Origin of the sequence: Paraburkholderia caledonica NBRC 102488 (genome assembly GCF_000685095.1) — a bacterium.
Taxonomy (GTDB): Bacteria; Pseudomonadota; Gammaproteobacteria; order Burkholderiales; family Burkholderiaceae; genus Paraburkholderia; species Paraburkholderia caledonica.
The window spans coordinates 69,477-83,647 of record NZ_BAYE01000010.1 but is presented as its reverse complement, the minus strand read 5'-3'; the positions used below and the strand labels follow the sequence as shown (position 1 = coordinate 83,647).

Here is a 14,171-nt window from a genome sequence, read left to right as displayed (position 1 = left end):
TGTACTCCACCGCGCATAACGGGGCTTGACGTGTGCTGTCCGAACGGCTTCCAGTGATGCGCGCAGTAGGCCGGCAATCGGGCAACTGTCCGGCCGCAATTGCGCCACTATCGGCCGGAATCGAATAAACACCCGTCAGGAGGGCAAACTGCCGGCTTCCTGATTTGTTTGTATAGCATTCCAAAGCGGTTTCGCTTATGTTTAAGTCACGCGCCGTTTAGAGCGCGATCAAAAAAGCCAAGGAGATAAGAAACGGTACAAGTGATTCGGGGATGAAATACTCCGGCCGGTGCAACGTTAAACGTTCACCTGTCTGCCACCAATAGGCGGCACCTCGCAGTTCGCGCTGCGCTGCTTGCCCCGCTATGACCTTACAGTCGATCGGCCGTCGCCCCATTAGCGCAGTAGCGCCCGCGACGGCTCAGAGCTTCGTGCCCGGTTTTGCAACCAGGCTGCTGGCTCGGTTATTCCGCAGGCCCGGTCAGGCTTGCGATCCTTGACAACGTCGAACAGCAGTCTTGAAGGCAGCACCGAATCGGGGGTAATGAATATGACTTTCGCATCTGCGGACACCGAACGCACCGTTCTTTACGTGTCGAACTCGCCCGATAAGAAGCTCGCCGACTTCCTCGCCGCATCCGCATGGCACGCCGTACACGCAAAAACCACCGCGAGCGCGGAACGCATGATCGAGCGCGACAATATCAAGGTCGGCCTCATTGAACTGCCGCAGGACTGCACGTCGCAGCAACTGTCTGCCCTCGCCTCGTGCATGCGCCGGCCAGAAACGAACTGGGTCGCTCAAATCGCGCCGGGTCAGGCGAATGACGAGCTGATCAGCCGTTTCATCCTCGATTACTGCTTCGACTTCGTCACAAGGCCGTGGCTCAATGAGCGGCTCGTCTTCGCGCTGGGTCATGCGCACGGGCTGTCGGCGCTGCGACAAGCGCATGTAACGCCGGAACCGTCGCTCGGTCGGCATGGCATGGTCGGCGTGTGCGAGGCTATGCAGCAGTTGTACCGGCGCATCGACAAATGCGGCACGACAGAAGCGCCGGTGTTCGTCGCCGGCGAGTCGGGCACGGGCAAGGAGTTGACCGCGCGCGCGATCCACGAACGCTCGCCGCGCGCCGGCCGGCCGTTCGTCGCCATCAATTGCGCGGCGATTCCGCCGAGCCTGTTGCAAGCGGAACTGTTCGGCCACGAGCGCGGCGCCTTTACCGGCGCCCTTCAACGCAAGATCGGGCGAATCGAAAGCGCGCACGAAGGCACGCTCTTTCTCGATGAAATCGGCGACATGCCGCACGAATGCCAGGCCGTGTTGCTGCGCTTTCTGCAGGAAGGCACGATCGAGCGGCTCGGCGGCAATGGGCCGATCCACGTGAATGTGCGGGTCATCTCGGCAACGCACGTCGACCTCGACAAGGCGGTCGAAGAAGGCCGTTTCCGGTCCGACCTGTATCACCGGCTGTGCGTGCTGCGCCTCGTCGAGCCACCGTTGCGCGAGCGCGGCGGCGACATCAAGCTGCTCGCGAACTATGCGCTGAGCATGTACAAGCAGGACGGCGCGCGCAAGCTGCGCGGACTGTCCAGCGGCGCGATCGTCGCGATGTCGAACTATGCGTGGCCGGGCAACGTGCGCGAACTGATCAACTGCGTGCGCCGCGCCGTCGTGATGAGCGAGGGCCGCTTCATCAACGCGAGCGACCTGGGCTTGCCCGAGACGGATAATGGGCCGGCCGTCACGCTCGCGGAAATTCGCAGCAAAGCCGAGAAAGACGCGATCGAACATGCGCTGCAGCGGCATGGCTACAAGTTGTCGGAGGCGGCAGCCGAGCTCGGCATTTCCCGCGCCACGCTGTACCGGCTGATGCACGCGGATCGGCTGCATGCGGAGCCGTCAGGTGGACGCACGTCGAACGCGGACCTCGACGGCGACGCAGACGGCGAACGCGAGCGGCGCATGCCTGTCCCCATGTCGGCGGCTTCTGCCTAGTTCTGGCGGGGTTTTTGGCCGAATCCCAGCGTTCCGGCGATCGGCTGCTGCAACTCTGTCGCTGGCAGCAGCACGCCCGCAGCGACCTCGCCGTCCATCCGGGCAGTCAGGCTCCCACTCGTCGATGCCGCGCGGCGCCGCGGCACGCATTGTTTTGATTCCCTCCGCGTAGACTCAGGCAAGCAATTTGCTTTCGCCAATTGCCCAGGCCGGCTCACGCCCGCCAGCGCCGTCTTCCTTTACAACGCGGCCGCAGTCAAAGGAACTTGTGCGACAAAAGCCGTGTCGGTTAAGGCGTCGATCAAACCGCCAGACCGACCGATGTATCGCACGCCATCGGCACCCGCAGCCCGTCTTACACCCTATGCGCAAATTACTACACGCCTGCTTCCTCGTTTTCTTCCTTCTCGGCGCCCCGGCCGTCTTCGCGGCGGTGACCACTGCCACTCCCGCCTCGGGCGCTACTGTCAGCCTGACCCCTGAACAGGCGCGCCAAGCGCTCTCAGTGCTCAACGATCCCAAGCGCCGCGCGCAGGTGGCGGATACCCTGCAGGCCATCGCCGCCGCCGGCGCGCTGAGCACACCGGCCTCCGCCGCGCCGGCCGCCTCGGCGCCGGCTGCGGCAAGCGGCGCCGCCGCTCTCGTGCCGAACGCGTTCAAATCGAACGGACTCGCATCCCAACTGGCTCGTCAGGGCGCGCACTGGGCCGTCAATCTGGGTACGTCGCTGCGCAACTCCATTACGGCGCTCCTCGACGTCGCTTCGGTGCGCGCGTGGTGGAACTGGCAGTCGACAAGTCCGCAGGCGCGCTCGATTCTCGCGCACGTTGCGTGGTCGCTGCTGGCCGCACTGCTGCCCGCGCTCGTGCTCGAATGGCTCGCGCGCCGCCTGTTGCGTCGCGCGTATCTTGCGCTCGCCGCGCGCCGCGAACGTGGCGACGCCGTAGACGCACCGCGCACCGACTTGCCGGTCGACGTCGAACCGCAACCCGCCGACGCTGCGAATGCCGCGCCGCCGCTGCCTGCCCCGCCGGTCGCCGAGGTACGGGCCGAAGCGCAGGCTAGAGCGGAGGCAAAAACAGAACCCGCGGCAAGCGCGGCGACGTCACCTGCAACCGGGCAGCCTGCCGTCACGTCTGCGCAGTCGACCAGGTCCGCGAACGGCAAAGTCACTGAAGCCAAGGGCAAGCAGAACGCCACGCATCACTGGACGCTCCTGCAGCGCCTGCCGCGCGCGCTATTGATCACGGTTCTGCGTCTGCTGCCGCTTGCGGTATTCGTCGGCGCGGCGAGCGCGCTCATGTCGATCTTCACCGACGACGGCACGCCGCAAGACCGCGCCCTCGATTCGCTCGTCGATATCTACGTGCTGTGCCGCGTGATCGTGATCATCAGCGGCTTTTTCCTCCAGCCCACGGCACCGCGTCTGCGGCTGCTGCGCATGAGCGATGCATGGGCCGCGTTCGTACACCGCTGGGTGATTCGCATTGTCAGCGTCGTCGGCGTGGGTTCCGCGATTGCGGAGATCGCGCACTCGCTCGGCCTGAGCGAGGCGGCGCATCTCGCGTTGATGAAGGTCGTGGCGCTCGCCGGCCACGCAATGATCTCGATCCTGATTCTGCAATGCGCGAAACCGGTCGGCGAACTCATTCGCCAGCGCATGGTCGCGCGCAAGTCGCTCGAAATGGTCGGCAATGCGCTCGCCGATGCATGGGCGTGGCTCTCGGTCTTCGTCGTGATGGCACTGTGGTTCATCTGGGCGCTCGACGTGCAGAACGGCTATCACGCGCTGCTGCATCTCGGCGGCATGTCGCTCGCGGTGCTGGTGGGCGCGCGGGTGCTCGCCATCGTCGTCTTCGGCGGCCTCGCGCGGCTCTTCAACGGACACGAAGACGCCGCCGGCAAGTCGCTCGTGCATCAGCATGCGTTCCGCTATTACCCGCTGCTGCGGCGAGTGGTCTCGTGGATCATCGGCATCGTCACCGCGCTCGCGTTGCTCCAGGTGTGGGGCGTCGATGTGGGCGAGTTGTTCCGCGACGGCAGTGTCGGCCACCGCCTTGCGTCGGCCATCGTGACGATCGGCGTCGCGGCGGTGATCGCGCTCATCGTGTGGGAAAGCGTGAATGTGTCGGTCGAGCAGCGGCTCGATCGCTGGACCACGAGCGGCGACCTCGTGCGCGCCGCACGTCTGCGCACGCTGCTGCCCATGCTGCGCACGGGGCTTTTCTGCGTGATCGCACTGGTGGTCGTGCTCACGGGCCTGAGCGAACTGGGCGTGAACATCGGGCCGCTACTTGCAGGCGCGAGTATCTTCGGCGTGGCGCTCGGCTTTGGCTCGCAAAAGCTCGTGCAGGATTTCATCACGGGCATCTTCCTGCTGATGGAAAACGCGATGCAAGTCGGCGACTGGGTGACGCTCGCGGGCGTGTCCGGCACCGTCGAGTATCTGTCGATCCGCACAGTGCGGCTGCGCGGCAGCGACGGTTCGCTTTTCACCGTGCCGTTCAGTTCGGTATCGACAGTGAACAACACGAATCGCGGCATCGGCAATGCAGCGGTTCGCGTGAATATCGTATTCGGCCAGGACGTGGATCTCGCGATCGACACGCTCAAGGAAATCGGCGCCGCGCTGCGCGAAGAGGAGAAATTCAAGGACGGCATTCTGTCCGACTTCAGCTTCTGGGGCGTGGACGCCGTGGACGGCTCGGCCGTTACGCTGGCCGGACAGATGCAGTGCCGCGATTCGGCGCGCTGGGGTGTGCAGCGCGAATTCAACCGGCGCATTCTCGACCAGTTCCGCGAGCGCGGCATCGAAATCGCGAACCCGCAGCGCAATCTGCTGACGTGGGACCCTGACAGCGTCGCGCCCCGCGTCGAAGCGGGCGAACCTCCGAAACAGCAGCCTGAGCAAGCGCCTTCGAGCGGCCCGTCCGCCGGCGGTGCATCGCCTGACGGCGCTTCGAAGGGCGACGCGCCAGTGGAAGACCAGATCCCCGTCGACTCGAAGCCTGCAGGCGGACCCGGCACACCGGCGAATCCGGGAGCGACGTCGCCGCACGAATAAGGTACGGGCTGTGTGCGTCGATCGGATTACCGGACCTGCCACCACCGAGGCAACAGGCGGCGCACCTCGGGCCGCCTGTACCGATCGTCGATCAGATGCACGACGCCCTCGTCGAGCTCGGTGCGGATCACACGCCCCGCCGCCTGCACCACCTTTTGCAGACCGGGGTACAGGTACATGTATTCGTAGCCATTGCCAAAACGCGCGTCCATCGTGCGCCGCATCTGTTCGTTGACCTCGTTCATTTGCGGCAGGCCCAACGTTGCGATAAAAGCGCCGATCAGCTGTTGCCCGACCAGATCGACACCTTCCGAGAACGCGCCGCCGAGCACCGCAAATCCGATACCGTGGTTCGCGCTTCGAAACCGCGCGAGAAACGCGTCGCGGGCCGCTTCGTCCATGCCCGGCTCCTGCGCCCAGACCGGCAATCCGGGATGACGCTCGCGCATCAGCGCGACCACCTGTTGCAGGTAATCGAAACTGCTCAGGAAACCCAGGTAATTACCGGGCTGCGCGACGTACTGCTTTGCAATCAGATCCACGATGGGATCGAGCGACCGTTCGCGGTCGCGCCAGCGCGTCGACACGTTGCCGGCGACATGCACCTGTAACTGCTCCGCGCGAAACGGCCCTTCAACATCGAGCCATTGCGTCTCCTGTGCAAGACCCAACGTATCGCGGTAGAAATGATGCGGACTAAGCGTGCCCGAAAACATCACGGTTGTGCGCGCCGCTGCATATCGCGGCGCGAGAAACGGCGCAGGAATCACATTGCGCACGCAGAGCGTGCAACTGGTCTTGTCGCGCGGCGCGTGGCGGTCGGTTGTCAGCGTGATATCGAAAATAGAATGCTCGCCGAACTGCTCCGCGAGAGCGACGAAATGCATCGCGTCGAAGAAAAAACGCAGCGACGTCTCGTCGATTGAGAGCGGCGCTTCCGCGAGCTGATCCGTCACCGCGCCAATCAGATTTTGCGCGGCCGAGAGCAGTTTGCCAGGCACGTCTGCATAGACCTGATACGACGCAGTTTGCGCCCGCTTGACCGCATTCCATTCGCGCTGCAACCGTTCAAGTGGCTTGCGCAAGGCGGGCGGCGCCGTCTTGCGCGCGAGCCGCAACGCCGTCTGATCGAGCGACGCCGTGTACATGCGGCGCGCACGGTCGAGCAGGTTATGCGCCTCGTCCACCAGCACGCCGATGCGCCACTGGTTGATCTGCGTGAGCGCGTAGAGCATTGCGCTGCTGTCGTAGTAGTAGTTGTAGTCGCCCACCACCACGTCGGCCCAGCGCGCAAGTTCCTGGCCCAGATAATATGGGCAGACGTCATGCGCAAGCGCCGCTTCGCGCACCGCGGCGCGATCGAGCCTTTCGCCCGCGAGCGCCGTGCTGCGTGCCGCATCAAGCCGGTCATAAAAGCCGCGCGCGAGCGGACAGGACTCGCCGTTGCACGCTTTGTCGGGATGCTCACAGGCTTTGTCGCGCGCCACCAGTTCAAGCGTTCTCAGCGGTAAAGATCCGGCGCTCCGGCGAAGCGTTTCGATCGCGTCGAGCGCGAGCGCACGGCCAGGCGTTTTCGCGGTCAGAAAAAACACACGATCGATCTGATCCGTCGCGCACGCCTTCAACAACGGAAAGATCGTGGCGAGTGTCTTACCGATGCCGGTTGGCGCCTGCGCCATCAGCGGCTTACCGTCGCGCGCCGCACGGTAGACCGACACCGCCAGTTCGCGCTGCCCGCAGCGAAACTGCGCATGCGGAAACTGCAGCGCGTTGAGCGCCGTGTCGCGCGCGACACGATGCGCCTCCTCCTGCACCGACCAATCCAGAAACCGCTCGCATTGCTCGATGAAAAAAATCTCCAACTCGCGCGCGGTGTGCGTTTGCGTGAGCAACGTTTCCTTCTGACTGCCGATGTCGAAGTAAACCAGCCCGACGGTCAAGTCCGTGAATCCGCGTGCGCGGCACAGCAAATGTCCGTACACCAGCGCCTGCGCCCAATGCAACGCGCGATGATTGTCAGGCATGCGATCGAGATCGCCTCGATGCGTCTTCACTTCTTCCAGGCGGTGCGCCACCGGATCGTAGCCGTCCGCCCGGCCCCGCACGGTGAGATTGCGATGCGTACCGGTCAGCGTGATTTCGGTTTCATAGCCGCTTGCGCGGCGGCCTGCGACCGTGATGTGCCCCGCCATGCCTTCCAGCGAAGTTGGCGCGGGCGTGAACCGCAGATCGAGGTCGCCGCGTCGCGCAGTGAACTCGCACATGGCTCGCACGGCGACGACGTAACTCATGCGGTGCGCTCCGCGATCAGCGTGGCGTGCGCCTGCGCGCCGACGGCTGGATCGGCGATCGCATGGTCAAGCGCTTCGTCGGTCCAACGCACGTCGACCACGCGTACCGGCATGCCGTGCTGCGCGCAGTAAGCTAGCCAGCGAATCTGGTTGTCCTGCAAGCGGTCGCCGGGCCCTTTCACTTCGATCAATTCATAACGCCGCTCGGCGGGCCAGAAGCGGATCAGATCGGGCAGACCCGAGCGATTGCCGCGAATATCCAGCAGCAAACGCTCGAACCACAATTTCAGATGCGCGGCGGGCAAGCAGTCGAGCGCCGTCGTGACAAGCTCCGGCGTAAGCATTCCCCAGAACACGAACGGCGATTGCACGCCGGCTTTGCCGTGCAGATGCCGCGCAATCGTCTCGCGATACGCGCCGCTATCCAGTTGAGCAAGGCACGCAGCGAACTGTTCGGCTCGACGCGCATAAAAGTCCGGCGCGTGAAGATCAGCGGGGCCGCGTTGAAACGGATGGAAAAACGCACCGGGCAGCGCCACGAATACCGGTTCCCAGCAAAGCAGTCCGAACAGCGAGTTGATCAATGCATTCTCGACGTAATGCACCGGCGCCGACTCGCATGTCAGATGATCGCGCACGACGTATTCAACGGGCTGCGGCGCTTGCGGCCTGGGCAACGTCAGCGTACTGCGTTCGGCCGCTCGCGCAGTGGTCGCGCGCACCGTCGGCTCGCCAAGTTTGCGACGCAGGCGCGGCAGCATGCGCGCAATGCGCTGCGCCTCTTCCTCGCTTTCGGGCGACCCTGCAGCACGTAACGCGAGCGAGAGCGCAGCTTCGAAACGCTCGGCTCGTTCAAGCGCGCGTACACGCCGGTGACGCGCGCCGGGCCACGCGCAAACCTCGTACACGGCGAGCGCGGTGGGCCACATCTGTCGCCGCTCACAATGCTGGCCGATGCGAAAGAGGAGCTTGTCGCGTCGCAATTCGAGCCACGAGTTGCACGTTTCCACGCTTTGAACCCGAGCCACAAGGTCATTGAGCGCAGCGTTTTCTACTTCCAGATCGATCAGCGTGCCGGACGTTGCTATCGAGTCCAGTTCGTCGCGACATGCGTGCAACGCGAGGTAAACATCGACATCTGCGCGCTGCTGGAACGCTCGCGACGCCGGCCCGAAAGCTACCTTCTCGTAGCGGAATACGCCGAGATCGGCGAGCACGAATTCTGACCAGTCCTGTTGCAGATTGCCAAAGAACATCAGACGCAGACGGTCGCACAGCGGCGCAATGTCTACGCGAAACACGCAATCGGTCGTTTGGGGGTGCCATGCGGACAACGGGCGCGCGATGCAGCTATCGGTGTCATGCTTGTCCAACTCGTCCCGCTCGGGATAGAACGGGCGTAATGCTTCCAGCAGATCGGGCTTGCGCAGACTCCGTGCGCCCGGAATCAGCGAAAGCGCCTCCGCAAAGATGTCCAGCAATTCGGCGCGCGTGGTGAGGGCGAACAGGTCGTCGAGTGCCAGGTGCGGCGCGGGATTTAGCCAGCCGAGCGCTGCGACGGGCGCAGCAGCTTGCACGGGGCAGCCGATTTCGTCGTAGGCCAGGCGACTGGCACGAAACAATGTGCCTTTGCGCATGAGCATCCGGACCAGCAATGCGCGCGACACCTGCGGTAAGCGCGCGAATGTGCCGAGAAAAGCGCGCTCGCACTCATCGAGCAGATCGTCGTAGCGTTGCGCGAGCCAGGCGAGCGCACGCTCGAAATTCAGCAGATAGTAAGGGACGCCGGCGAGGGAATCCGGCGGAGCATCGGTTGCCACGGAGTTTGCATGACCTGTACGTTTATACAGTAATGATAGCAAACTCCACCGCCCGACTACTCAGCGGCCAGCCACACCACCGTCAGCGATCGCACACCCTGCGCGCCGCGAATCAGAACGCCCTCTATGTCCGCGGTCGCCGAGGGTCCCGTGACGAGTGCCGCGTAACGGGCATCGCGAAAGTCGTCGCGGCGATAAACGTCCTGCAGGCCGTCGACGAGTTGCGCCGGATCGAGCAGAACCACGAGATGCTGCACGATATAGCCCAACGCATTGACCACGTACTCGCGTTCGCTGAACCACACCGAGCCGGTCTCCGCCACACCAAAACGCGCACGCACCACGCCGACGTCGATATCCTGCAACGACGAAGGTTCGGTGTCGGCCGTGAGCAGGCGCGTGCCGGCCACTTCGGCAGTGGCGGAAGCGATCGACACGGTTGCGCCGAATCGCTCGCGGATCAGACTCGCAACTTCCGACGCGGCGCCCGCTTCGACGCAGGTGCCGCCCATCGTTTGCAATGCCGACGCGAAGCGTGCGCGCAGATCGCCACCAACCGCGTTAAACAACGGCACGTCGGGGCGCGGGCGCGCCGCCGGTTGTGCCTGCCGCACTTTCGCGATGAAGGCCTCACGCGTTGCCATCGCCACCTCCGCGATTTTGCTTGTACCACGCGTGAAAGGTCTGCTTCGGCGCCTCGGGCAATTCGCGTTGTCTGCCCCAGATATTCAGCGGGTTATAGAGTACGAAGTTCGGTAGCCGCCGCAATGCGCCGCTCATCGAAGCTACGGTTGCCCGATACAGCGTCGGGCTCGCGAGCAGCCGCCCTGCCATCTTCAATACTTCCTGCTTCACGAACGGCACTTCGTGGCGCTCGGCGATCACCGTGCGCCATTTATAGATCTGCTCGTGGATATTGATCTTCACCGGACACACGTTCGTGCAACTGCCGTTGAGCGTGGACGCGAACGGCAGCGCGCTATAACGTTTCAGGTCGAAAGTTGGGTTGATGATCGCGCCGATCGGCCCCGAGTAAGTACCGCCATACGACAGACCGCCGCTGCGCCGATACACGGGACACGTGTTCATGCAGGCTCCGCAGCGGATGCATTTGAGCGAGTACCAGAAGTCGTCCATCGCGAGCCGTTCCGAGCGGCCATGATCGACGAGGATGAAATGCATCTCCGTGCCCGGACGCGGCGCGCGGAAATGCGAGGTGTATTGCGTGATCGGCGAACCAAGCGCACTGCGCGAGAGCATGCGAATGAACACACCGAGATCCGAGACCTTTGGAATCAGCTTCTCGATACCGATCGATGCGATATGCAGCGGCGGCACGTTTGCCGAAAGATCGGCGTTGCCTTCGTTCGTGCAAACCACAATCGTGCCCGTTTCCGCGACCGCGAAATTGCAGCCGGTCATGCCGGCCGTTTTCTCACGTACGAAATACGGCCGCGTATTCATGCGCTGACTTTCCGCGAGGTAATGAATGTCGCTATTGTGCGGATCAGTGCCGATGGTTCGGCCAAACAGTTCGGCCACATCGGCGCGCAGCTTGTGGACCGCCGGCACCACCATGTGGCTCGGGTCCTGATGATCGAGTTGCTGGATGCGTTCACCCAGATCCGTTTCCATTACCGTGATGCCGCGCGGTTCGAGATACTCGCGCATCTTGCACTCGTCGGTGAGCATCGACTTGCTTTTGACGAGCGTGGTCATGCCGCGCTCGGACATGATCTTGTGTACGAGCGCGTTGTGCTCTTCGGCCGTCGCGGCCCAGTGGACCACGACACCGTTCGCCTCGGCCGAGGCCGCGAACTGTTCGAGGTACTCCGACAAATGCGACAGCGTATGTTCCTTGATACCGGATGCCAGTTCGCGCAGCGTCTCCCACTCGGCAATGCCGTGCGCCTGTGCGTCGCGTTTCTCGCGCAAATCCCACAGGCGCTTGTCGTGAAACGCCACATGCTCCGTCTTTTTGATGAACTCGCCTGCTGCTTTCGCGTGGTCGATCCGGCTCATGCGCGCGCCCCGTTCAACACTTGTGCAATATGGATGAAGCGTGCGTCCGCCTTCATGCGTTCCGCACAGCCTTGCTGATGCATCAGGCACGACATGTCGCCCGACACAATGTATTGGGCACCCGCATTCAGATGATCGCGGACCTTGTCCTGCCCCATGCGCACCGACACCGGCTCTTCTGTCACCGAGAACGTGCCGCCGAAACCGCAACATTCGTCGGGGCGAGACGGCTTGACGAACTCGATACCCTTCACGCCCTCAAGCAACGCGCGCGGCTTGGAAAATGGCTGGCCCGCCACTTCCGAGATCGATGCCTCCTTGAGATGCCGCAACGCGCTGCAACTATTGTGCAGGCCGACGCGATACGGAAACTCGGCCCACGGAAACTCACGCGCGCCCACTACGTCGTGCAGAAACTCGACGAGTTCATAAGCACTCGCCCGCACCTTTTTGACTTCATCCGTCTGATCGATCGCGGTGAGATGCTCGCGCACGTGGTGAATGCAGCTCGCCGATGGTCCGACGATGTAGTCGTAGCCCGCAAAGTTGCGCGCGAACACCCGCTCCGCGCCAGCCGCGTCTGCATGGGCGCCGCTGTTTCCCATGGGCTGGCCACAACACGTCTGCTCCTGCGGATAATCGACCTGGATGCCGAAGCGTTCGAGCAATTCGAGCGTGGCAATGCCGACCTCGGGATAAAACGCGTCGATGAAGCAAGGGATAAAGAGGGCGACTTTCATAAGCTCATTACAGGGGATGGGGCACGCGGACTCGGGGCGCGTAAGATCGCTGCCAGTCAGACTGGTATGGTTGGTCTGACCAAAATATAAGGAAGTCGCCGGAGCGTGTCAATCGTTAGATGGCCACGCGAAACGCGACGCCTAAAGCTTCGCAGCGTCTTCCTGATAGATCTCGCGCACGAAGGCCAGATGCCGTTCGGCCGCCTTGCGCGCCTTTTGCGCGTCGCGCGCGACGACGGCGTCGTAGATGGCCTGATGCTGGCTCATCAACTGCTTTTCCATCGCCTCGTCGTAATCGATCAGCCGATGGTATTGACGCATGCCTTCGCGAATCAGCGTGTGAATGCCATGCATGACATGGGCGAGCGCGATGTTGTGCGTAGAGTCGGCAATCGCCAAATGAAAAGCGGCATCCAGCTCCGCCAGATTAACGCGATCTTGCGACTGCGAAGCCGCCTTCAGTGCATCGAACGCAGTCTTGATCTTGCGAAGATCGGCGGCGGTCGCGCGCTCCGCAGCATATACAGTCGAAATCGATTCGAGCCCCTGGCGCAACTCGAGAATGTCGGCACTGGTACGCGGATTTTGCAAAAGCAGTTCGGCGAGCGGCTTCGAAATGATCGGCGCCGTCAGATCGACCACCGTAAAGCCGCCCCGCCCCGACGTGGCGATATAGCCATCCGATTCCAGCCTGATCAGCGCTTCGCGCAACGAAGGCCGCGACACCGCCAGCTGCGTCGCCAGATCGCGCTCAGCGGGCAGCCGGTCGCCCGGCATCAGCGTGCCGTCGGAGATCAATTGCTTGATCTGGTCTGCGACGACGTCGGAGAGCCGTTTGCGCGTGAAAGACTGGATCGGGCGAAAGTGCATAGGCTACGGCTGGCAAAGCCGGTTGTTCAGGATGGTTCGTTAGCGGCAGTACACGACGCGACAGAGCTAAAACGTGAGCGAATGAATTATACCGTTGGGCGCTCTGCGCGATTTTCGCTGCGGGAGCGCGTATTCACGGGCTCGGTTGCAACGGCAACGCCGCGACGAACGCCGCAATCCGCTCGCACGCCTCGGCAAGCCGCGCTTCGTCGACGACAAAGCCCAACCGGACGAAACCGTTCGCGGTCTCGCCAAAAGCACTCGCGTCGAGCACCGACACGCCTTGCGCGCGAAACAGCTGCCATGTGAAATCGACGGTATCGAGGCCGGTGCCGCTCACGTCGACCATCATGAACATGCCGGCTTCGGGCAGCAGGCAGCGCAATCGCGGGACCCGGCTCAAACGCTCGAACACGACGTCGCGACGGCGCCTGTAGATGTCGCGCATCTGCGCGACGACGCGTGACTTCTCCTGTAACGCGGTCAATGCGGCCTGCTGGATGAAGCCCGGCAAGCCATACAGCATGGCAAGCGCGAGGCGCCCCATGTGTTCGATCAGTTGCGTGGGTCCGATCGCCCAGCCTACGCGCCACCCCGCCATTGCATGCGATTTGGACAGGCTGCCGAGCGTGACCGTGCGCTCCGCCATGCCGGGCAGCGACATGATGCTCACATGTTCGCGCTCGAACGTGAGATCGGCGTAGACCTCGTCGGACAGCACCCACAGGTCGTGCTCGCACGCGAGCCGCGCAATGCGCTCGAGGTCCGCGCGCGGCATCACGACACCTGTTGGATTGCACGGCGTGGCGAAGAAAATCGCCTTGGTACGCGGTGTCACGGCTCGTTCGAGCGCGTCGCAATCCAGATGAAATGCACGCGCAGGATCGACCGGCACCGGCACGAGCGTCGCACCTGCGGCGCGCACGCAAGCTTCGTAGGTGAGGTACATCGGCTCGGGCACGATAACCTCGTCGCCTGCTTCGAGCAGACAAAGCGACGTGGCAAACACGCCGTTTTGCGCGCCCGCCGTGAGGTTCACATTCGTCGCGCCGACCGTGCAACCGGTCATGCGCGCCTGCTCTTCGGCAATCGCCGCACGCAGCGGATCGCGCCCGGACACCGCGCTGTAATGCGTATCGCCGCCGCGCAACGCTTCGATGGCACGCTCGACAATCGGTGCGGGCGTAGCAAAATCGGGGTCTCCCACACTCAGCACGATGACGTCATCGCCATTCGCCGCAGCCTGCTGCGCCACGCGATGAATCTCCCACGCCGACGTGCGTCTGCCTTGCAAACCCTCGACCCGACTCGAATACTTCATCGCGCTCACCCGTTTCTGATTGACCCGCCAATGTAATGGGGCGTGCG

The 14,171-nt window shown here is 63.3% G+C and carries 9 protein-coding genes; 2 read left to right on the top strand and 7 right to left on the bottom strand.

Features of this window, described 5'->3' with window-relative positions:
- Positions 1–544 precede the first annotated feature (544 nt).
- Both BCA01S_RS20560 and BCA01S_RS20550 read left to right on the top strand, forming a co-directional pair.
- Positions 545–1,996, top strand: a complete 1,452-nt coding sequence (locus tag BCA01S_RS20560) for a sigma-54-dependent transcriptional regulator (RefSeq protein WP_027778520.1) — start codon at positions 545–547, stop codon at positions 1,994–1,996.
- Positions 1,997–2,360: 364 nt separating this feature from the next.
- Positions 2,361–5,060: a mechanosensitive ion channel family protein gene (locus BCA01S_RS20550; RefSeq protein WP_027778519.1), complete on the top strand. Its 2,700-nt coding sequence runs from the start codon at positions 2,361–2,363 to the stop codon at positions 5,058–5,060.
- Between the two features lie 26 nt (positions 5,061–5,086).
- On the opposite strand, the gene BCA01S_RS20545 is transcribed toward BCA01S_RS20550, so the two are convergent.
- The 7 genes from BCA01S_RS20545 to BCA01S_RS20515 form a co-directional block, all read right to left on the bottom strand.
- Positions 5,087–7,351, bottom strand: a complete 2,265-nt coding sequence (locus tag BCA01S_RS20545) for an ATP-dependent DNA helicase (RefSeq protein ID WP_027778518.1) — start codon at positions 7,349–7,351, stop codon at positions 5,087–5,089.
- On the bottom strand, positions 7,348–9,171 hold the full coding sequence (locus tag BCA01S_RS20540) for a VRR-NUC domain-containing protein (RefSeq protein ID WP_027778517.1): 1,824 nt from the start codon (positions 9,169–9,171) through the stop codon (positions 7,348–7,350). The genes BCA01S_RS20545 and BCA01S_RS20540 overlap by 4 nt, the downstream gene beginning before the upstream one ends.
- Positions 9,172–9,227: 56 nt before the next feature.
- Positions 9,228–9,815, bottom strand: a complete 588-nt coding sequence (locus tag BCA01S_RS20535) for a LutC/YkgG family protein (RefSeq protein ID WP_027778516.1) — start codon at positions 9,813–9,815, stop codon at positions 9,228–9,230.
- On the bottom strand, positions 9,802–11,193 hold the full coding sequence (locus BCA01S_RS20530; protein WP_027778515.1) for a lactate utilization protein B: 1,392 nt from the start codon (positions 11,191–11,193) through the stop codon (positions 9,802–9,804). Before BCA01S_RS20530 ends, BCA01S_RS20535 begins: the two co-directional genes overlap by 14 nt.
- Positions 11,190–11,933 carry a (Fe-S)-binding protein gene (locus BCA01S_RS20525; RefSeq protein ID WP_027778514.1) on the bottom strand — a complete coding sequence of 248 codons (744 nt, stop codon included), beginning with the start codon at positions 11,931–11,933 and terminating at the stop codon, positions 11,190–11,192. Before BCA01S_RS20525 ends, BCA01S_RS20530 begins: the two co-directional genes overlap by 4 nt.
- A gap of 141 nt (positions 11,934–12,074) precedes the next feature.
- Positions 12,075–12,803, bottom strand: a complete 729-nt coding sequence (locus tag BCA01S_RS20520; protein ID WP_020067938.1) for a FadR/GntR family transcriptional regulator — start codon at positions 12,801–12,803, stop codon at positions 12,075–12,077.
- Positions 12,804–12,936: 133 nt separating this feature from the next.
- The gene (locus BCA01S_RS20515) at positions 12,937–14,124 is read right to left on the bottom strand and encodes a pyridoxal phosphate-dependent aminotransferase (RefSeq protein WP_027778513.1); all 1,188 of its coding nucleotides are present in this window, start codon (positions 14,122–14,124) and stop codon (positions 12,937–12,939) included.
- Between the last annotated feature and the right edge of the window lie 47 nt (positions 14,125–14,171).

Excerpts from the sequence above, each read along its gene's own strand:
- BCA01S_RS20560 (WP_027778520.1), top strand. The coding sequence starts at position 545 with ATGAATATGACTTTCGCATCTGCGGACACCGAACGCACCGTTCTTTAC.
- BCA01S_RS20550 (WP_027778519.1), top strand. The coding sequence starts at position 2,361 with ATGCGCAAATTACTACACGCCTGCTTCCTCGTTTTCTTCCTTCTCGGC.
- BCA01S_RS20545 (WP_027778518.1), bottom strand. The coding sequence starts at position 7,351 with ATGAGTTACGTCGTCGCCGTGCGAGCCATGTGCGAGTTCACTGCGCGA.
- BCA01S_RS20535 (WP_027778516.1), bottom strand. The coding sequence starts at position 9,815 with ATGGCAACGCGTGAGGCCTTCATCGCGAAAGTGCGGCAGGCACAACCG.
- BCA01S_RS20530 (WP_027778515.1), bottom strand. The coding sequence starts at position 11,193 with ATGAGCCGGATCGACCACGCGAAAGCAGCAGGCGAGTTCATCAAAAAG.
- BCA01S_RS20525 (WP_027778514.1), bottom strand. The coding sequence starts at position 11,933 with ATGAAAGTCGCCCTCTTTATCCCTTGCTTCATCGACGCGTTTTATCCC.
- BCA01S_RS20520 (WP_020067938.1), bottom strand. The coding sequence starts at position 12,803 with ATGCACTTTCGCCCGATCCAGTCTTTCACGCGCAAACGGCTCTCCGAC.
- BCA01S_RS20515 (WP_027778513.1), bottom strand. The coding sequence starts at position 14,124 with ATGAAGTATTCGAGTCGGGTCGAGGGTTTGCAAGGCAGACGCACGTCG.